The following is a 19,390-nucleotide window of genomic DNA, read 5'->3' as shown; positions in this document are numbered from 1 at the left end:
TGTCGTTCTCTCACCTTATCACTTTACCACCTTATCATCTTTGTATTACCTCATCACTTTTTCAATATCACGCTCATTCCCGGACGCAGCCCTTCTACTTTCTCCTGCGGAGACGCCTTTACTTCGAATGTTTTTAAGTCGAATTGTCCGGTAGTCTTGGTGGCTTTCCAGGCGGCGTATGTGCCGAGGTCTTTCATGTAGTATACTTTCAGCCGGATGTTCCTGTCAAGGGCGGGGATGAAGGCTTCAAATTCGGTTCCCATACCCAATCCTTGCAATAAATCCTCGCGCACATTGAAAGTGACCCACATGTCGTCCATAATGGCGATATTCATGATGGGGGCACCTGTACCCACCAACTCGCCTGTTTTTGGGAATATCTCGGAGACTTCTCCGGCGGTTTGGGCTATCAGGTAAGTCTCCTTAATGTATGACTCTACCTCGGCGACGGCTCCTTTTGCCCGTTCCACCAAAGCTGCCGCGGCGGCCTTGTCCTCACGTTCCGCCCCGTTCTTTGCCATGGTGTATTGGGCTTTGGCGGCTTTCTCGGTGGCTTGCGCGGCATCGCGCTGGGCGGTAACTTCATCCAGCTTTTGGGCGGACATTACTCCCTGGTCGTGCAGGTTCTTTACACGCTTGTACGATTTCTCTGCTATGGCAAGTCCTGCTTGGGCTTTCTGCCACATTTCGTAGGCTGCCTGTATTTGTTCTTGGCGGGCGCCTTTCAGCGCCTTTTCGTTTTGGGCTTGCGCGGCGGCTTCGGCGGCACGTGCCTGCTCCAGTTTCGCCTGTACGTCCGGAGCTTCAAGAATGGCAAGCGTATCTCCGGCCTGTACGCTTTGTCCCTCTTTCACCCGGAACTCCAGGATACGCCCCGGTACTTTGCTCGATACGCGGTATTCTGTTACTTCCGCCTGGCCTTGTATGATTTCCGGTCCCTTGCGCAGCATGAAGAAACCCACCAGAGCAACGATGGCAATCACTCCCGTTAAAGTGAGGAATGCCAGCAACATGTTACTGTTTTGTGATTTTGTATTCATTTTATGATTTCAGATTTATAATTTTCAACCCTTAAACTTCCCGTTGCCTTCTTTAAATAGATGTCCGTCAGTTTCACGTCTATTTGGGCGTCTATCTTCTCCGACTGGGCGGACAGCCAGGCGGTATGCGCTTCCAATACGTTGCTTGCCGGGATTACTCCTTCCTCGAATCCGAGGGTGGCGTAGCGTAAGTTCTCATCTGCCTTTTCCAGGTTCTTTTCGGCCATGATAAGTTTCTTGGCTGCTTCGTTTACTTTGAAAACCGATTGGCTGACTTGCAGTTCTATCTTTTCTTTGGCGTCGTCCAGTTGATATTGGGTGATACGGGCTTCGGACTTGGCGGCTTTTACTTTATAAATACCTTCTCCCCAATGCCAGATAGGTACACTGACCATGACGCCTACATTCCACATACCTTTGAATTTGTTCTCAAAACTGTTGAATACGGAAGGATTCGTTGCCATATAGTTTCCGATGAGGGCTACGGACGGCAGGAACTCCGAACGGGTGACGTTCACTTTCTGCTTGTAGATTTGAGTGGCGAGTTCCAGGCTGCGTACTTCCGGGCGTGTGGCATATACACTATTTATATCGATACTGCTGTTGTCTGCCGGAATAAGGGTTAAGTCGTCCTCCTTTTCATCCGCTAAAGCAATGGGGGTACTGAGGTCTAATCCGCATAGCTGGCATAGCAACATTCTGGAAAGGCTTAAACCGTCATCCACTTTTGTCAGTGTCATTTCGGCTTCGTTTACTTTTACTTTGACAGACAATCCGTCCGCTTTGGTAGCTACTCCTTCGGCAATCATCTTGTCTACATCGCTTTCCAGCTTTTGCAAAAGTTCAAGATAGCCTTCCGCCAATTTCTTTTTATTGGCGAGAGATACGACTTGCCAATATGCCTGGTCGGTACTTAGAATGACTTCCTGCATCCCGTTGTTGTGCTGTTGGCGCGCCAGTTCTTCGGCATATCTGGTAATCTTGTTGTAAGCGCGTATTTTACCGCCCATATACAATGGCTGGGTCAGTGTCAATGCCCCGGCGTACATGTTACGTGTGTCGGTACGGAAGGCATCGACAAGCGACTGTCCTAATCCATTCAGCGGAGTGGCAATGTCTATGTTGCCCAATGACCGGACGAGCGCCATGAATTGCGGGTTTTGTGTCAGTTGCGGGTATTGGGTTATCATACCTTGAATACCGTTCTGTAACGCGCCGCTTACTTGTGTTCCTACGGAGCCGAGCGCGCCTTTCTGCGCATCATTCAGCAGAGAAAACTCTTTTTGATTGCGCATATATCCGCCGGTAGCGGATATTTGGGGCAGATAGCTCGTGAACGCCGCTTTTTTCCGGTAGTGCGCCGCTTTGATTTTTTCCTGACCGATCAGCAGTTCCTTGTTATTGGCAATTGCCAATGCACGGCAACTATCCAAGCTTAAAACGTCCTGTGCAACCGCTGGAAGCGTCAGGCAGGTCAAACAGATGAAACAGAAGAACTTTTTCATTGTATCTATACATTAGAATAGTAGTGAATCCGTTGTTTAATAAAGCAACAATAATTGCATAAACAACGATGCAAATGTATAGGGTTTCAATGATATTGCAAAATAAATTAGGGCTTTTTTAGAACTTAATCCAAGTTGAACGATTGAGAACCGATGAGCGTTCCGTCCGAGAATATGTCTATGCGATAGCTTCCCGCATACAGAAACTCTTCGACATCCCAATAAACCGTAACATGCTGTTCTTCGCCGTTATACTCTATATATTTCTTGATGGAGTATACCAGTTCGCGATTTTCATACGGGAATGTGTTGGAAGCGCTTTTGCTCAGTACGTCATTATCCGGTTTGGTGATACGGACGTAGAGCGTGCGTTCTCCGGTTTCGGCGGTTATATTCTTGACGATTGTGAAGTTGATTTTCAGTTTAACGACGTCTTTCACCTTTTTGGCTGTTTTGCCTCGTTTGTTGGTAGCCTGGATGTTGATGTTCGTAGCATCCAGCTGAGCTGCGAGCGTAACCTTTTTATTCAGGTTTTTCTTTTCTTCGGAAAGGTTGCTGATTTGCTGTGAGGCGACGTTATACTTACGGGTGACATCGGCTATCACTTCCTTTTGGTGGGTAGTGAGACGGCTCAGGGAGTCTATCTGGTTGATATAGCCGATCATTACTTTACGAAGGGTCGCCAGTTCTTTTTTCAAGCGGCGAATTTCGGTGGCATTGGTACTTTTTACGGTACGGAGCTCTTCCAACAGACGTTGTGTCTTCAGCTGCTCCTGCTCCAGAAGTACGGAAAGGGAGTCGTTGGAAACGGTAAGTTTCAGTTCGTCATATTGTTTGGCGAAGTCGGTATATTGGTTTTCCAGGTCTTCCTTTTCCAGGTTGAACTCCTGTACCAACTCGTTGTTGGTTCGTTTCTCCGAAATCAATAACACGGTGACACCTATTAATAATAGTATCAAAAGACTTCCGATGATAATCTGAAGCGTATTTTTTTTATTGGCCATTTTGATGGTGTTTAGTGGTTAACGATTGGCGATTAACAGACGGGTTGCTTCCCCCTATAATCGTAAATCACCGCAAAAATAATCATTAATCACCAATCACTAACCACTAACTACTATCAAATTCTTCATTTAACTAAAATTATTACGGAAATATTTCTTTAATCAGGAATGTCGTTGTACTTTTGTGGCAACTTTATAGAACACTAATAAACAAAAACTTTAGAAATTATGTCAAAAGTAACCGTAGTAGGTGCAGGTAACGTAGGTGCTACATGCGCTAATGTGTTAGCCTTTAATGAAGTGGCTGACGAAGTGGTAATGCTGGATGTTAAAGAAGGCGTTTCAGAGGGTAAAGCAATGGATATGATGCAGACTGCTCAGCTGTTGGGCTTCGACACCACTATTGTAGGTTGTACCAACGATTATGAGAAGACTGCCAATTCCGACGTTGTCGTAATCACTTCAGGTATTCCCCGTAAGCCGGGTATGACTCGTGAAGAGTTGATTGGCGTGAATGCAGGCATCGTTAAGTCGGTTGCGCAGAACATTCTGAAATATTCTCCTAATGCTATCCTCGTAGTTATCTCTAACCCGATGGATACTATGACTTATCTGTCTTTGAAATCTTTGGGTATTCCTAAGAACCGCATCATCGGTATGGGCGGCGCTTTGGATAGCTCTCGTTTCAAATACTTCTTGTCTCAGGCTCTGGGTTGCAATGCCAACGAAGTGGAAGGTATGGTTATCGGCGGTCACGGTGATACTACTATGATTCCTTTGGCTCGTCTGGCTACTTACAAAGGCCAACCGGTAAGCACGCTGTTGAGCGCGGAAAAACTGGACGAAGTAGTTGCTTCTACTATGGTGGGCGGTGCTACGCTGACTAAGTTGCTGGGTACTTCTGCATGGTACGCTCCGGGTGCGGCAGGCGCTTATGTAGTTGAGTCTATCATCCACAACCAAAAGAAGATGGTTCCCTGCTCTGTATATTTGGAAGGTGAATACGGTGAGTCCGATATCTGTATCGGCGTTCCCGTTATCCTCGGCAAGAACGGTATCGAAAAGATTGTTGAACTGGAACTGAACGCTGATGAAAAAGCTAAATTTGCTGCCAGCGCTGCTGCCGTTCACAAAACAAACGCTGCTCTGAAAGAAGTAGGCGCTCTCTGATTGAGGGGGTAACTTAAAGTATAAGTAAGGCCTCACGAACTTTTACCGGAAAGGAAAAGTCGTGGGGCTTTTGCATTTTTTTCCATTATCCTAATGCCGTTCGTTATGCTCTGAATGACAAACGGCGGAAAACAACACTTATTATATGAAAAAACTATTATTAACCCTTGCCGCTGCCTGTATGGCAAGCTTTACTTTTGCGCAGGATGCTCCGCTTTGGATGCGTCATTGCGCCATTTCTCCCGATGGGACTACGATTGCTTTCACTTATAAAGGCGATATTTACACAGTGCCGGTCGGCGGTGGACGTGCTATGCAGCTTACTACCAATCCGGCCCATGATACGGAGCCGGTATGGAGTCCTGACAGCAAACGTATCGCTTTCGCTTCCGACCGTATGGGAAGCATGGATGTCTATATCGTTTCCAAAGAGGGCGGCGAGCCTCGCAGGCTGACTACCCATTCGGGGAGCGAAACCCCTGTGGCATTTAGCGATGCCGGACATATTCTGTTTTCCGCGGATATTATGCCGTCTGCCGAAACGGTTCTTTTCCCTTCCAACGGACAATTCCGGCAAGTATATAAAGTGTCGGTAGAGGGCGGCCGTCCTGTCCTTTATTCGCCGATGCCGATGGAGCGCATTTCTATTAATAAGGAAGGGACGATACTTTATCAGGATAAGAAAGGCTATGAAGATTATTGGCGTAAGCATCAGGTATCGCCCATCGCACGTGACATATGGATGTATACACCGGATGAAAAACCCGCTTACCGGCAACTGACTGCATTTGGCGGTGAAGACCGCGAACCGGTTTGGGCGCCCGATGGAAAGTCTTTTTATTATCTGAGTGAAGAAAACGGAACTTTCAACGTATATCAGCGTACTCCCGGCGCAACTTCCGCCACGCAGGTCACCCGTCATACCAAGCAACCGGTGCGTTTCCTCAGCATTGCTGCCGACGGCAGGCTTTGTTACGGTTATGACGGGGAAATTTATACCTTGACTCCGGGAGGAGAGCCTCGGAAAGTAAATATCAGCATTGTTTCCGACAGAAGCGACAAGGATTTGATTCGCCAGATTAAGAGTAGCGGGGCAACGGAAATGGCTTTATCGCCTAATGGCAAGGAAGTGGCTTTTGTGCTTCGTGGAGATGTGTATGTAACTTCGGTTGACTATAAAACCACCAAACAGATTACAAATACGCCTTGTCAGGAACGTGATGTTGATTTTGCTCCCGACGGCCGTTCGTTGGTATATGCTTCCGAGCGTAACGGGCTCTGGCAGCTTTATACTTCCGCTATTGTCCGTAAGGATGAAAAACAGTTTACATACGCTACGGAGTTGAAAGAGGAACGGTTGACCGATTCGGATGTGACCTCTTTCCAACTGCAGTACAGTCCCGATGGGAAAGAAGTGGCATTTCTGGAGAACCGTGCGGCTATCCGTGTCATCAACTTAAAGACGAAAGATGTACGTACCGTAATGGATGCCAAGTATCAGTACTCTTATTCCGACGGCGACCAGTGGTTCCGGTGGAGTCCTGACAGCAAGTGGATTCTTTCTGATTTTATAGGCATCGGCGGTTGGAACAATAAGGATGTCGTGTTGCTGAATGCCGACGGAAAAGGAGAAATGATAAACCTGACCGAAAGTGGCTATACAGACGGTAACGCCAAATGGGTATTAGGCGGAAAAGCGATGATTTGGACGAGCGACCGTGCCGGATATCGCAGCCATGGCAGTTGGGGAGCCGAAGATGATACCTATATCATGTTCTTCGATGCCGAGGCTTATGACCGCTTCCTGATGAGTAAAGAAGAAACCGCTTTGATGGAAGAGGCCGAAAAAGCGGAAAAGGAAGCAAAGGAAAAAGCGGATAAGAAGAAAGATTCCAAAAAGAAAGGTGATAAGACAGAAAAGGACGGGGATGCAGCGAAAGAAAAGAAGGCGGAGCCTTTGAAATTTGATTTGGAAAATCGCTTCGACCGCATTGTACGTCTGACAGTTAATTCTTCGCACATGGCGGATGCCGTACTTACTCCGAAAGGGGATGCGCTTTATTACCTGTCTACTTTTGAAGACGGTTACGACCTTTGGAAGCATGATTTGAAAGAAAATTCAACCAAGGTTCTTTTGAAAGATGTAGGCGCGGGTGCTTTGTTGCCTGATAAGGATGGAAAGAATATTTTCCTTTGCAGCAGCGAAGGTATGAAGAAAATAGAGACAGAGGGCGGTAAAGTTACTCCGATTGAGTTTGAGGCCTTCTTCGATTATCGTCCTTATGGAGAACGTGAGTATATTTTCGACCATGTTTGGCAACAGGTGGATGATAAGTTCTATGTGGAAGATTTGCAGGGAACGGACTGGACGGGCTATAAGGCGAGCTATAAACGCTTCTTGCCATATATCAATAATAACTACGACTTTACGGAAATGCTGAGTGAAATGCTGGGTGAGCTGAACGCTTCGCATACGGGAGCGCGTTATTATGCTTCCGGTGCAACGCTGCCTACGGCTGCATTGGGCGTATTCTATGATGAATCGTATGCCGGTGATGGACTGAAAATCAAGGAAATCATCGCTCAAAGTCCTCTGACCAAAAAGAAAACCGACGTCAAGCCCGGTTGTATAATCGAGAAGATAGACGGTGTGGCTGTCAAGGCGGGTATGGATTATTTCCCGTTGCTCGAGGGTAAGGCTAATCGTAAAACGATTCTTTCGGTTTATGACCCGGGTACGAAGAAACGCTTTGAAGAGACGGTTAAACCGATTACTTATGCGGCGCAAAGCGAACTCCTTTATAAGAGGTGGGTGGAGAATTGCCGTAAGAAAGTAGAGGAACTGTCCGGCGGACGTATCGGTTATGTTCATATCAAGGGAATGGATAGTCCGAGTTTCCGTAAGATGTATTCCGAATTGCTGGGACGTAACCGTAACAAAGAGGCGGTAGTGGTGGATGTCCGTCATAATGGTGGCGGGTGGCTGCACGATGATGTGGTGACATTACTTGGCGGAAAAGAATATGAACGCTTTGTGCCGCGCGGGCAGTATATCGGCAGCGATCCGTTTAATAAATGGTTGAAACCGTCCTGTATGTTGGTTTGCGAGGACAATTACAGCAATGCCCATGGTACTCCTTTTGTTTACAAGACTTTGGGTATCGGTAAATTGGTGGGCACTCCTGTTGCCGGGACGATGACAGCCGTATGGTGGGAACGCCAGATCGATCCGAGTATCGTGTTCGGCATTCCACAGGTGGGTTGTATGGATATGCAGGGTAATTATCTGGAAAACCATACTTTACAACCGGATATTTTGATATACAATACTCCGGAAGAGGCGATAAACGGGGATGATGTGCAATTGAAAGCTGCGGTGGAACATCTGCTGAAGCAGTTAACATCGAAGCCTGAATGAAGTTAACTGAAAGGTAGATAATTAGTTAACATCTTGATATAAGGAAGTTAACTTCGTTGTTGGCGCGAAGTTAACTTCCTTTTTTTATCTTACATCCGCCCCCCACATCATTTTATTCCGCAACGTATCGAAAAAGATATGATTGAAGCGTTTCACTACTTTTATGGAATAGTCCGCACGTGAAATGGTGAGCCGTGTGGTTTCTTTGCATGATTCGCTCCGTCCGTCGATGGCTACGAGGAAGTTGTGGCTGCGGCTCTCTACTTCAAGCGTGATTTCCCAGTCATCACAGATGACGATGGGACGTACGTTCAGGCTATGAGGGGCAACGGGAGTAATTGCAATCGTCTTGCTATGAGGAACGATGACCGGACCGCCGACACTCAATGAATAAGCCGTAGAGCCCGTAGGGGTGGCTACAACCAAACCGTCAGCCTGATAAGTGGTAAGATGCGCTCCGTTGATTGCCGTATGAATACTGATCATGGATGAACTGTCGCGTTTCAGGACGGCTATTTCATTCAGGGCATAAGGATATTCCATTAGTTTTTCGTCATCGCACTTCAACTGCAATACGCTGCGTTCCTCTACTTTATAGTGGTTGTTGTAAATTTCATCAATCGTTTCTTCCATTTCTTCGGGCGATATGTCGGCCAGGAAGCCGAGACGTCCTGTATTGATACCCAAAATGGGAATATTCTTTTTGCCGACGCGGCTGGCGGCTTTCAAGAACGTGCCGTCACCGCCGATGCTGATAACCATATCGGCGCAGAAATCGTCACCGTCGAACAATTCGGCGGAGGGGATGTTGAGGTGTAGGTCGGAAGTCAGGAAATTGTAGAACTCGCGGCAGACACAGAGCTGTGCTTTGCGCTGAGCCAGCAGGCGGAAAAGGTTTTCGGCATGCGATGACTTCTTCGCCTGGTAAGTATTTCCGAATATGGCAAATTTCATAATTGTTTTCTGTTTTTGTAGGATGCAAAAATAGTTTTTTTCTCAGAATGCTGCCAACATATTGCTATTATTTGTACTTTTGCCCCAAACTATAAGCCGAATTATGACTAGATTAAGTGTAAATATCAATAAAGTGGCAACATTACGTAACGCGCGTGGAGGCGATGTGCCTAATGTTGTAAAAGTAGCGTTGGATTGTGAAAACTTTGGCGCCGACGGTATAACGGTGCACCCGCGCCCCGACGAAAGGCATATCCGTAAGAGGGATGTTTTCGATTTGCGTCCGTTGTTGCGTACGGAGTTTAATATAGAGGGTTATCCCGCCCCCGAATTTATAGATTTGGTGTTGAAGGTAAAGCCGCATCAGGTGACATTGGTTCCGGACAGTCCCACTCAGTTGACATCCAACTCCGGTTGGGATACGAAAACCAACCTTGAATTTCTGACGGAAGTACTGGAAGCGTTCAATACCGCGGGTATCCGCACGTCTGTATTCGTGTCTACCGATGCGGAGATGATAGAGTATGCCGCCAAAGCCGGCGCAGACCGTGTGGAGCTTTATACCGAACCCTATGCTACGGCATTCCCGAAAGGAAAGGAAGCTGCGGTAGCTCCTTTTGTGGAAGCGGCCAAAATAGCGCGCAGCCTGGGACTGGGGCTGAATGCCGGTCACGACCTGAGCTTGGAGAATCTGAATTATTTCTATAAAAACATACCCTGGCTGGATGAAGTTTCCATCGGTCATGCGCTGATTAGCGATGCTTTGTATCTGGGATTGGAACGCACCATTCAGGAATATAAAAACTGTCTCCGCTGATGAATCTTATGTTGTTATTAGCCCAGGCGGCTCCGGCGTTGGCCGATTCTATCGCCGGTGCCAATCCGGTACTTACTCCTGTTGCCGCTCCCAATGAAATGAATTTATGGAGCATGGCTGTCAAGGGCGGTTGGATTATGATAGTTCTCGGAGTTCTCTCCGTTATCTGCTTCTATATCTTGTTTGAACGGAATTACGTTATCCGTAAGGCGGGTAAGGAAGACCCTATGTTTATGGATAAAATCAAGGATTATATTCTGGGTGGTGAGATTAAGGCTGCCATCGCTTATTGCCGCAGCGTCAATACGCCTTCCGCCCGTATGATAGAGAAAGGTATCAGCCGCTTGGGACGTCCGGTTAACGATGTGCAGGCTGCCATAGAAAATGTAGGTAATATCGAAGTGGCAAAGTTGGAAAAAGGACTGACTATCATGGCTACCATTTCCGGCGGTGCTCCGATGATCGGTTTCTTGGGTACGGTGACCGGTATGGTACGCGCTTTCTTTGAAATGGCGAATGCCGGTAATAATATCGATATAACTCTGCTTTCGGGCGGTATATACGAGGCTATGATTACCACCGTAGGCGGTCTGATTGTGGGTATCATCGCTATGTTTGCCTATAATTATCTGGTGACGCTGGTGGATGGTGTCGTAAACAAGATGGAAGCCAAGACAATGGCTTTCATGGACTTGCTGAACGAGCCTGCCAAATAAAATCATAAGTTATAAATCATAAATAGGAGAGCGTGTTACAACGTAGAGCAAAAATATCGCCCAATTTCAGTATGGCGTCCATGACGGATGTTATATTCCTGCTGTTGATTTTCTTTATGATTACTTCTACGGTAGTATCGCCGAATGCAATCAAGGTATTGCTTCCGCAGGGAAAACAGCAGACATCCGCCAAGCCGCTGACAAGGGTTATCATCGATAAGGATTTGAATTATTACGCGGCTTTCGGTAACGACAAGGAACAGGCGTTGACTTTGGATGGTTTGACTCCTTTCCTGCAATCGTGCGCAGCGAAAGAACCCGAAATGTATGTGGCGTTGTATGCTGATGAATCCGTTCCTTATCGGGAGATTGTGAAAGTGCTGAATATCGCTAATGAGAACCACTTCAAAATGGTGTTGGCTACACGCCCGCCTGAGAATAAGTAAACGGTTTCAATCGTAAATAGTTAAATCGTAAATCGAAACGGTGAATCAGAAGAAGAAAGGAAAATATATAGGATTGGCAGGGGCGCTGTTGGTACACGTTGTTGTCATTGCCCTTTTGATACTGGTAGGATTTACGTTGCCTGAACAGTCGGAGGAAGGCGGTGTGCCTGTGATGATGGGAGAAACGTCCGATGCCTGGGGCGTTGCCGATCCTTCTTTGGTAGAAGTGGAGACTATGCCGGAAGAAGCGGCTCCGGAAGTGCCGGAAGAGGCAGAGCAAGAGATGTTGACGCAGGAAGATGAAGAAACCGTCGCCATAAAGCCTAAAGCGGAAGAAAAGAAGAAAGAAATAAAGAAACCCGAAAAGACCGAGGCTGAAAAAGCCGAAGAGGCTCGTAAACTTGCTGCTGAAAAAGCGGAACGCGAACGGAAAGCAGCCGAAGAAGCTACCCGCAAACGTGTAGCGGGAGCTTTCGGTAAAGGTGCGCAAATGGGTAGTAAAGGTTCTACGGAAGGAACCGGCGTGCAGGGAAGCCCTACGGGGAATTCTTCGAGGGGAGCGACAGCCGGAACCGGCGGATATGGAACTTTTAATCTTGGCGGACGTTCTATAGGCGAAGGCGGCTTGCCGCGTCCTGTATATAATGTACAGGATGAAGGAAAAGTAGTGGTTACCATTACTGTAAACCCTGCCGGACAGGTCATCGGAACCAGTATCAACCGCCAGACGAATACTGTAAACCCCGCTTTGCGGAAAGCGGCCGAAGATGCGGCGAAGAAAGCGAGGTTCAATACTGTAAGCGGGTTGAATAACCAGACAGGAACGATAACGTATTATTTTAATCTAAAATAAGAGGAGAAACTATTATGGGTACAGTTTATGTGTTTTTTGCAGACGGTTTTGAAGAAATAGAGGCTTTCACTTCTGTCGATGTAATGAGACGTGCAGGTTTGAATGTGGAAATGATTACAGTGACTCCTGACGAAATTGTAACAGGCGCTCATAGTGTACCGGTGCTTTGTGATAAGAATATAGTGAACTGTGACTTCTTCGATGCTGATTTAATATTGCTTCCGGGCGGTATGCCGGGTGCGGCCACCTTGGAAAAATGTGATGATTTGCGCAGATTGATTTTACGTTTTGCCGAAGAACAGAAACCGATTGCCGCCATTTGCGCCGCTCCTATGGTGCTTGGTAAGTTGGGACTGTTGAAAGGTAAGAAGGCTACTTGTTATCCGGGCTTCGAGCAATATCTGGAAGGCGCTGACTGCACCGGGGCGATGGTGGAAAGAGACGGTAATATTATCACGGGAAAAGGTCCCGGTGCCGCAATGGAGTTTGCTTTGGCTGTCGTGGAATTGCTGCAAGGCAAGGATAAAGTCGCGGAGTTGAAGGAAGCGATGATTGTCTGATTATAAATTATGAAAAAACTGTGTGAAAAGCGCATAGGTATTTACATAATGATAGGATTTTAGGTACGGATTATACGGAACACACGGATTAAATAAACTAAGATGATGGAATCCGTGTAATCCGTGCCTAAAAAACATTAAGAGCTTTTTACACGGTTTCTTTAATACTCAAAATCCGTAATTCCAATGAAGTATGTTCTGATTGTAGCCGGTGGTAAAGGTTTGCGTATGGGATGCGAACTTCCCAAACAATTTCTTCCGATAGGAGGAAAACCTGTATTGATGCGTACCATAGAAGCCTTTTACGCTTACAATCCGGAGATACGGATAATATTGGTGCTTCCGCGCAACCAGCAGTCTTACTGGAATGAATTGTGCCGGAAACATGACTTTTCAATCCCTCATCATATCGCAGACGGTGGAGAAACACGTTTTCATTCGGTGAAGAACGGTTTGGAATTTGTTACAACACCGGGCTTGGTCGGGGTGCATGATGGTGTCCGCCCTTTTGTAGCCCGGGAAGTTATAGAACGTTGTTATTCCTTGGCAGCCGGAAAGCAGGCGGTGATTCCTGTGATAGACGTGGTGGAGACAGTACGTCATTTGGTCGGCGAAGGAAGTGAAACAGTCAGCCGTGACGAATACAAACTGGTGCAAACTCCGCAAGTGTTTGATGCGGATTTGCTGAAACAGGCCTATGAACAGCCTTATACTCCGCATTTCACGGACGATGCCTCGGTTGTTGAGGCGTTAGGCAAGCCTGTTTATCTGACGGAAGGTAATCGGGAAAACATTAAAATAACCACTCCCTTTGATTTGAAAATAGCTACCGCCCTTTTGGATTCATGTTCGATTTAACTACGCGTGACATAAAATATTTGTCGGGCGTCGGGCCGCAACGTGCTTCGGTGCTTAATAAGGAATTGGGCATCTTTTCCTTCCATGATTTATTATACTACTTCCCTTATAAATATGTAGACCGCAGCCGTATCTATTACATTCAGGAAATAGACGGTACGATGCCTTATATCCAGCTAAAAGGGGAAATCTTAGGTTTTGAAACAGCCGGTGAAGGACGGCAGCGAAGATTGATAGCGCACTTTTCAGACGGTACGGGGGTAGTCGACCTGATTTGGTTTCAAGGCATCAAATATCTGATAGGGAAGTATAAAGTTCATCAGGAATATATCGTATTCGGTAAACCTTCCGTCTTTAATGGCAGGATAAACATTGCCCATCCGGATATAGACCCGGCTTCCGAGCTGAAACTGTCTGCTATGGGTTTGCAACCCTATTATAATACGACGGAGAAGATGAAGCGGAGCTCTCTCAATTCGCACGCCATGGAGAAGATGATGAAAAACATTGTCCGGCAGTTGAATGAACCTTTGCCGGAAACGCTTTCTCCTGCCTTGTTGGCGGAACACCATCTGATGCCGTTGACGGATGCTTTGCTGAATATTCATTTCCCGGTTAGTCCGGATGCGCTGAGAAAAGCGGAATATCGTCTGAAATTCGAGGAATTGTTTTATGTCCAACTGAACATACTGCGTTATGCCAAAGACAGACAACGTAAATACCGGGGGTATGTCTTTGAGAAAATAGGCGAGACGTTCAACGGTTTTTACTCCCGTAATCTTCCTTTTGAGTTGACCAACGCTCAGAAACGCGTGTTGAAGGAAATACGGCGGGACTTAGGATCGGGTAAGCAAATGAACCGTCTCCTGCAAGGAGATGTGGGTAGCGGAAAAACATTGGTTGCGTTGATGAGCATGCTGATTGCACTTGATAACGGTTATCAGGCATGTATGATGGCACCTACCGAAATATTGGCGAATCAACATTACGAAACGATTCGTGAACTGTTGTATGGAATGGATGTACGGGTTGAGCTGTTGACCGGTTCAATCAAAGGCAAACGCAGGGAAGCCATTCTTTCCGGCCTGCTGACAGGAGATGTACAGATACTTATCGGTACGCACGCCGTCATTGAAGATACCGTGAACTTTGCATCATTGGGTCTGGTTGTCATCGACGAACAGCATCGTTTTGGCGTAGCTCAGCGTGCCCGCTTGTGGACAAAAAGCGTACAGCCGCCTCACATACTGGTAATGACCGCAACCCCCATACCGCGAACGTTGGCAATGACGCTTTATGGCGATCTGGATGTATCGGTTATTGATGAGCTTCCTCCGGGAAGAAAGCCGATTGCTACTATCCACCAGTTCGACAGCCATCGTGTAAGCCTGTATCGTTCTGTGCGTAAACAGATTGATGAAGGACGCCAGGTCTATATCGTTTATCCTTTAATCAAGGAGAGTGAGAAGATTGACCTCAAGAATTTGGAAGAAGGTTATCTGCACATCTGTGAAGAGTTTCCCGATTGCAAGGTTTGCAAAGTACATGGAAAAATGAAACCTGCCGAAAAAGATGCGCAAATGCAGTTGTTCGTTTCCGGTGAGGCGCAGATAATGGTTGCCACCACAGTTATTGAGGTAGGTGTGAATGTGCCTAATGCTTCTGTGATGATAATAGAGAATGCCGAACGTTTCGGACTTTCTCAGCTTCATCAGCTTCGCGGTCGTGTAGGGCGTGGAGCCGACCAGTCTTATTGTATATTGGTCACCGGTTATAAATTAGCGGAAGATACCCGGAAACGTCTGGAAATCATGGTGCGCACGAATGACGGTTTTGAGATAGCCGAAGCCGATTTAAAGCTGCGTGGGCCCGGTGATTTGGAAGGAACTCAGCAGAGCGGTATTGCTTTTGATTTAAAAATAGCGGATATAGCCCGTGACGGACAACTTTTGCAATATGTTCGTGAGGTTGCCCAAGCCATTGTAGATAAGGACCCGAATGCTTCTCTTCCTGAAAATGAGATACTGTGGCGACAGCTGAAAGCCTTGCGAAAGACAAACGTTAATTGGGCGGCTATAAGCTGAAAAACGGTTAAACATACGCTTTATTTGCAAGTTTATGTTGTTAAACATGTTTGTAGTGTAAGTTATTTGTTGTTAGTGATTTATCTGCTGTTATTCTCTGCTTTTATTCTTACTGCTTCAAAAAAATAGTTAATGATACAAGCGCCTTTTCGGAGAGAAATGTTACCTTTGGGAGAATTTTTGAAAATAATCTGGATATTCGCGTAAGAATAGGTGTGGTTGATTCACCAGATATGCTCTACGGATATCGAAATGAATGACGAAACGGAATGAATTTTAATTGGATTAGAACGGCTTTATTAGCAGCAACGGCAATGGTCAGCCTGAACTCTTTCTCGCAGGATTTGATTGCCCGCCAAGCCCCCATTGACAGAAAACTTAAAAGCGTAGATTCATTGGCTTTGCAGAAACAAATTCGTGCGGAACAGTCTTTGTATCCGGGGCTGGATTTGTATCCGAGCTGGAATAATGAATTTGTGCAGGCTTATGGCAATGCTATCGTGCCGGAAAGTTATACCTTTGACTTGAAAGGCTTCTGTATGCCTACCGAACATACCCGTATTACTGACGTATTCGGCTATCGCCCTCGCAGAAGAAGAGCGCATTACGGTTTGGATATTAAAGTATATGTAGGTGATACGATCCGTGCCGCGTTTGACGGTAAGGTACGTATCGTTAAGAATCAAGGCCGTCGCGGATACGGTAAATATGTCGTTATCCGCCATGATAACGGCTTGGAAACGGTCTATGGACATTTATCCAAGCAATTGGTTGATATAAACCAGTTGGTAAAGGCCGGAGAACCTATTGCATTGGGTGGTAATACCGGACGTTCTACCGGTTCTCACCTGCATTTTGAAACCCGTTTTTTGGGAATTCCTATCAATCCCGCATTGATGTTCGATTTTGAAAAGCAAGACGTTGTTGCCGATTCTTATACGTTCCGTAAGACCAAAGGCACTTCCGGTACGGCCCGCAGTATGGCGTCGGGTGAAGGTCTCTTCTATAAAGTGAAGAAAGGCGATACCTTATCCAAGATTGCATCCCGTCAGGGTACAAGCATCGACAAGCTTTGCAAACTGAACCGTATTACCCGGAGAACAATTCTCCGTCCGGGACAGGTGTTGCGTTGCTCATAAAACGAAAATACTCTCTAAACGTAAACAATCTCTATAGGAGAGGGCGCTTTAATATAATTTAGAGTGCCCTCTTTTCTTTTTTCTTTAATTATTCCTAACTTTGCAGTCTATTTGTAAGGATATGAAAGATACCAAGCAACAATTTGAGCATGTCATTGCTATTTGTCGTGATTTGTTCTCTAAGAAACTTCATGATTACGGTCCTGCATGGCGTATTCTTCGTCCGGCTTCCGTAACCGATCAAATATTCATTAAAGCCAATCGTATTCGAAGCATTGAAACTAAAGGTGTGACTTTGGTGGACGAAGGCATTCGTTCGGAGTTCATAGCTATTGTCAATTACGGTATCATCGGTTTGATACAGTTGGAGTCGGGCTATGCCGAATCTGCGGACATAACGAACGAAGAAGCAATGGTCTTATATGATAAATATGCGAAAGAATCATTGGAACTGATGCTTGCCAAGAACCATGATTACGATGAGGCTTGGCGCAGTATGCGTATCAGTTCGTATACGGACTTGATATTGATGAAGATATATCGTACAAAGCAAATTGAAAGTTTGTCCGGTCAGACACTGGTTTCGGAAGGTGTCGACGCCAATTATATGGACATGATTAATTATTCCGTGTTTGGTTTGATTAAGATAGAGTTTGGAGACTGAGAGAAGACATATCATAAAACTCGTCTGGGTAAATACCTGCCGCTTTTTGCTGGCGGCACTGTTTATCTTCTCCGGATTTGTGAAAGCTGTCGACCCGCTCGGCTCTTTTTATAAGATTCAGGATTATCTGACGGCATTCGGTATCATTTCATGGTTTCCCGCATATCTTCCGTTACTCTTTGCCATAGTTCTGTCATCCGCGGAGTTTTGTGTGGGAGTTTTCCTTTTTTTCGGGGTTCGTCGGAAAATCGCGTCGACATTGGCGCTCCTTCTAATGAGTGTAATGACCCCGCTGACGTTGTATCTTGCTTTGGCAAATCCCGTATCCGACTGCGGATGCTTTGGGGATGCCTGGGTGTTGACGAACTGGCAGACATTCGGAAAGAACATAGTATTGCTGGTTGCGGCGATAGCGGTGTTCAGGGATCGGAAACTCATGTTCCGCTTTGTTACGCTGAAGATAGAGTGGATGGTATCTTTATATACGCTTTTATTCGTCTTTGCGCTCTCTTTTTATTGTCTGGAATATTTGCCGGTATTGGACTTCCGCCCTTATAAGATCGGAACGAACATAAAGGCGGGCATGGAGATTCCCGAAGGCGCGAAACCAAGTGTATTCGAGAGCCGTTTCGTGTTGGAAAAAGACGGCAGGCGGCAGGAGTTTACATTGGATAATTATCCGGACAGTACATGGACCTTTGTTGAAACACGTACCGTATTGAAAGAAAAAGGTTATGAACCGCCCATTCACGACTTCTCTATGATAAGCTTGGGTACGGGTGAGGATATAACGGACAGTGTGCTGTCAGATAAAGGATATGCTTTTTTACTGGTAGCCCACCGGATAGAAGAAGCGGACGATAGCAATATCGACCTTATCAACGAGATTTACGATTACAGTGCGGAGTATGGCTATGGTTTCTATGCGCTGACTTCTTCACCGGATGAAGAAATCGGGATGTGGCGTGAAAGAACCGGCGCGGAATATCCGTTCTGTCAAATGGATGATATTACCCTAAAGACGATTATCCGTTCCAATCCCGGCTTATTATTGATAAAAGACGGGACAATCCTGAATAAATGGAGCGATAATCAGCTTCCGGATGAGTATGTGCTGAACGACAGTTTGGACAAATTGGAGTTGGGGCAACAGAAACAGGAAAATAATTTGCATACCATAGGCTACGTATTGTTATGGTTTATCGTACCTTTGACGCTGGTTATCGGCGTTGATATTCTGGTAATCAAGCGGAGAGAAAGGAAAAGTAAGGAGCGGCAATAAACAGTAAATATATTAACCCTTTAATAATTAAAACAAAATGAGAAAAAACATTGTTGCAGGAAACTGGAAAATGAACAAAACCCTTCAAGAGGGTATTGCTCTTGCAAAAGAACTGAATGAAGCGTTGGCCAACGAAAAGCCTAACTGTGATGTAATCATCTGTACTCCGTTTATTCACCTCGCATCTGTTACTCCGCTGGTGGATGCCGCTAAGATCGGTGTAGGTGCAGAAAACTGCGCGGACAAGGAATCCGGTGCATATACCGGCGAAGTGTCAGCCGCTATGGTTGCTTCTACCGGCGCTAAGTATGTAATCCTCGGTCACTCGGAACGTCGTGCTTATTACGGTGAAACAGTGGAAATCCTGGAAGAAAAAGTAAAGTTGGCTTTGGCTAACGGACTGACTCCGATTTTCTGTATCGGTGAAGTTCTGGAAGAACGTGAAGCTAACAAACAGAATGAAGTGGTTGCCGCTCAGCTGGCATCTGTATTCTCTCTGTCTGCAGAAGATTTCTCTAAGATTATCTTGGCTTACGAACCGGTTTGGGCTATTGGTACAGGCAAGACCGCTACACCGGCGCAGGCGCAGGAAATCCATGCTTTCATCCGTTCGGCGGTTGAAGGAAAGTATGGTAAGGAAATCGCTGAAAACTGCTCTATCCTTTACGGTGGTAGCTGCAAGCCCTCCAATGCAAAGGAACTGTTTGCAAATCCTGATGTAGACGGTGGTTTGATTGGTGGCGCCGCTTTGAAAGTTGCCGATTTCAAGGGTATCATCGACGCTTTTAATTAATAACGAAGAGTTGGAAGTTGCCGTCCTGATAGGGAATGGCCAACTTCCGACTCTTTATGTTTAAAGCTTGGCTTTTCAACTATATAA

At 46.1% G+C, this 19,390-nt stretch carries 17 protein-coding genes; 13 read left to right on the top strand and 4 right to left on the bottom strand.

All coding sequences use genetic code 11. The features are described 5' to 3' along the window. Window positions 1-53 precede the first annotated feature (53 nt). From BUB52_RS04205 to BUB52_RS04195, 3 genes are all read right to left on the bottom strand, one after another. The gene (locus tag BUB52_RS04205) at window positions 54-1,040 is read right to left on the bottom strand and encodes an HlyD family secretion protein (RefSeq protein ID WP_009122748.1); all 987 of its coding nucleotides are present in this window, start codon (window positions 1,038-1,040) and stop codon (window positions 54-56) included. After that, the gene (locus BUB52_RS04200) at window positions 1,037-2,545 is read right to left on the bottom strand and encodes a TolC family protein (RefSeq protein ID WP_009122747.1); all 1,509 of its coding nucleotides are present in this window, start codon (window positions 2,543-2,545) and stop codon (window positions 1,037-1,039) included. Before BUB52_RS04200 ends, BUB52_RS04205 begins: the two co-directional genes overlap by 4 nt. Window positions 2,546-2,670: 125 nt before the next feature. Then, entirely contained in the window at window positions 2,671-3,549 is an 879-nt protein-coding gene (locus tag BUB52_RS04195; protein ID WP_009122746.1) for a hypothetical protein, read from the bottom strand. 228 nt (window positions 3,550-3,777) lie between these two features. Here BUB52_RS04195 and mdh point away from each other — a divergent pair, with 228 nt between their 5' ends. Together mdh and BUB52_RS04185 are read left to right on the top strand one after the other, a co-directional pair. After that, on the top strand, window positions 3,778-4,719 hold the full coding sequence (gene mdh / locus BUB52_RS04190) for a malate dehydrogenase (RefSeq protein ID WP_009122745.1): 942 nt from the start codon (window positions 3,778-3,780) through the stop codon (window positions 4,717-4,719). Window positions 4,720-4,864: 145 nt separating this feature from the next. Then, a complete protein-coding gene (locus tag BUB52_RS04185; RefSeq protein WP_009122744.1) occupies window positions 4,865-8,137 on the top strand; it encodes a S41 family peptidase in 3,273 nt (1,090 codons plus the stop codon). An 84-nt stretch (window positions 8,138-8,221) separates the two neighbouring features. Here the strand turns inward: BUB52_RS04185 and BUB52_RS04180 are convergent, their stop codons facing one another. Beyond that, on the bottom strand, window positions 8,222-9,091 hold the full coding sequence (locus BUB52_RS04180) for an NAD kinase (RefSeq protein ID WP_009122743.1): 870 nt from the start codon (window positions 9,089-9,091) through the stop codon (window positions 8,222-8,224). Window positions 9,092-9,194: 103 nt separating this feature from the next. On the opposite strand from BUB52_RS04180, the gene BUB52_RS04175 reads away from it, so the two are divergent. The 11 genes from BUB52_RS04175 to tpiA all read left to right on the top strand — a co-directional run bounded on the left by BUB52_RS04175 (window position 9,195) and on the right by tpiA (window position 19,303). Continuing rightward, the gene (locus tag BUB52_RS04175) at window positions 9,195-9,908 is read left to right on the top strand and encodes a pyridoxine 5'-phosphate synthase (RefSeq protein WP_009122742.1); all 714 of its coding nucleotides are present in this window, start codon (window positions 9,195-9,197) and stop codon (window positions 9,906-9,908) included. Next, window positions 9,908-10,624 carry a MotA/TolQ/ExbB proton channel family protein gene (locus tag BUB52_RS04170; RefSeq protein WP_009122741.1) on the top strand — a complete coding sequence of 239 codons (717 nt, stop codon included), beginning with the start codon at window positions 9,908-9,910 and terminating at the stop codon, window positions 10,622-10,624. Before BUB52_RS04175 ends, BUB52_RS04170 begins: the two co-directional genes overlap by 1 nt. 71 nt (window positions 10,625-10,695) lie before the next feature. Then, window positions 10,696-11,070 (top strand): ExbD/TolR family protein, encoded by a 375-nt coding sequence (locus tag BUB52_RS04165; protein ID WP_009122740.1) that lies wholly within the window; start codon window positions 10,696-10,698, stop codon window positions 11,068-11,070. A gap of 40 nt (window positions 11,071-11,110) precedes the next feature. Beyond that, window positions 11,111-11,923: a TonB family protein gene (locus tag BUB52_RS04160; protein ID WP_009122739.1), complete on the top strand. Its 813-nt coding sequence runs from the start codon at window positions 11,111-11,113 to the stop codon at window positions 11,921-11,923. 14 nt (window positions 11,924-11,937) lie between these two features. Then, on the top strand, window positions 11,938-12,483 hold the full coding sequence (locus BUB52_RS04155; protein ID WP_009122738.1) for a DJ-1 family glyoxalase III: 546 nt from the start codon (window positions 11,938-11,940) through the stop codon (window positions 12,481-12,483). Between the two features lie 186 nt (window positions 12,484-12,669). Then, window positions 12,670-13,341, top strand: a complete 672-nt coding sequence (locus tag BUB52_RS04150) for a 2-C-methyl-D-erythritol 4-phosphate cytidylyltransferase (RefSeq protein WP_009122737.1) — start codon at window positions 12,670-12,672, stop codon at window positions 13,339-13,341. After that, window positions 13,329-15,425 carry an ATP-dependent DNA helicase RecG gene (gene recG, locus BUB52_RS04145; protein ID WP_009122736.1) on the top strand — a complete coding sequence of 699 codons (2,097 nt, stop codon included), beginning with the start codon at window positions 13,329-13,331 and terminating at the stop codon, window positions 15,423-15,425. Before BUB52_RS04150 ends, recG begins: the two co-directional genes overlap by 13 nt. A 269-nt stretch (window positions 15,426-15,694) precedes the next feature. Beyond that, window positions 15,695-16,564 carry a M23 family metallopeptidase gene (locus BUB52_RS04140; protein WP_009122735.1) on the top strand — a complete coding sequence of 290 codons (870 nt, stop codon included), beginning with the start codon at window positions 15,695-15,697 and terminating at the stop codon, window positions 16,562-16,564. A 121-nt stretch (window positions 16,565-16,685) separates the two neighbouring features. Beyond that, window positions 16,686-17,228: a DUF1599 domain-containing protein gene (locus tag BUB52_RS04135; protein ID WP_009122734.1), complete on the top strand. Its 543-nt coding sequence runs from the start codon at window positions 16,686-16,688 to the stop codon at window positions 17,226-17,228. Continuing rightward, the gene (locus BUB52_RS04130; protein WP_009122733.1) at window positions 17,218-18,510 is read left to right on the top strand and encodes a BT_3928 family protein; all 1,293 of its coding nucleotides are present in this window, start codon (window positions 17,218-17,220) and stop codon (window positions 18,508-18,510) included. Before BUB52_RS04135 ends, BUB52_RS04130 begins: the two co-directional genes overlap by 11 nt. A 37-nt stretch (window positions 18,511-18,547) precedes the next feature. Continuing rightward, a complete protein-coding gene (gene tpiA / locus BUB52_RS04125) occupies window positions 18,548-19,303 on the top strand; it encodes a triose-phosphate isomerase (protein ID WP_009122732.1) in 756 nt (251 codons plus the stop codon). Window positions 19,304-19,390: the final 87 nt, after the last annotated feature.

Source organism: Bacteroides clarus YIT 12056, from assembly GCF_900129655.1.
Lineage (GTDB): Bacteria > Bacteroidota > Bacteroidia > Bacteroidales > Bacteroidaceae > Bacteroides > Bacteroides clarus.
The sequence above is the reverse complement of the archived record's forward strand: the minus strand, read 5'-3'. Positions and strand labels throughout refer to the sequence as shown.

Excerpts from the sequence above, each read along its gene's own strand:
- BUB52_RS04205 (WP_009122748.1), bottom strand. The coding sequence starts at position 1,040 with ATGAATACAAAATCACAAAACAGTAACATGTTGCTGGCATTCCTCACT.
- BUB52_RS04200 (WP_009122747.1), bottom strand. The coding sequence starts at position 2,545 with ATGAAAAAGTTCTTCTGTTTCATCTGTTTGACCTGCCTGACGCTTCCA.
- BUB52_RS04195 (WP_009122746.1), bottom strand. The coding sequence starts at position 3,549 with ATGGCCAATAAAAAAAATACGCTTCAGATTATCATCGGAAGTCTTTTG.
- mdh (WP_009122745.1), top strand. The coding sequence starts at position 3,778 with ATGTCAAAAGTAACCGTAGTAGGTGCAGGTAACGTAGGTGCTACATGC.
- BUB52_RS04185 (WP_009122744.1), top strand. The coding sequence starts at position 4,865 with ATGAAAAAACTATTATTAACCCTTGCCGCTGCCTGTATGGCAAGCTTT.
- BUB52_RS04180 (WP_009122743.1), bottom strand. The coding sequence starts at position 9,091 with ATGAAATTTGCCATATTCGGAAATACTTACCAGGCGAAGAAGTCATCG.
- BUB52_RS04175 (WP_009122742.1), top strand. The coding sequence starts at position 9,195 with ATGACTAGATTAAGTGTAAATATCAATAAAGTGGCAACATTACGTAAC.
- BUB52_RS04170 (WP_009122741.1), top strand. The coding sequence starts at position 9,908 with ATGAATCTTATGTTGTTATTAGCCCAGGCGGCTCCGGCGTTGGCCGAT.
- BUB52_RS04165 (WP_009122740.1), top strand. The coding sequence starts at position 10,696 with ATGGCGTCCATGACGGATGTTATATTCCTGCTGTTGATTTTCTTTATG.
- BUB52_RS04155 (WP_009122738.1), top strand. The coding sequence starts at position 11,938 with ATGGGTACAGTTTATGTGTTTTTTGCAGACGGTTTTGAAGAAATAGAG.
- BUB52_RS04150 (WP_009122737.1), top strand. The coding sequence starts at position 12,670 with ATGAAGTATGTTCTGATTGTAGCCGGTGGTAAAGGTTTGCGTATGGGA.
- recG (WP_009122736.1), top strand. The coding sequence starts at position 13,329 with ATGTTCGATTTAACTACGCGTGACATAAAATATTTGTCGGGCGTCGGG.
- BUB52_RS04140 (WP_009122735.1), top strand. The coding sequence starts at position 15,695 with ATGAATTTTAATTGGATTAGAACGGCTTTATTAGCAGCAACGGCAATG.
- BUB52_RS04135 (WP_009122734.1), top strand. The coding sequence starts at position 16,686 with ATGAAAGATACCAAGCAACAATTTGAGCATGTCATTGCTATTTGTCGT.
- tpiA (WP_009122732.1), top strand. The coding sequence starts at position 18,548 with ATGAGAAAAAACATTGTTGCAGGAAACTGGAAAATGAACAAAACCCTT.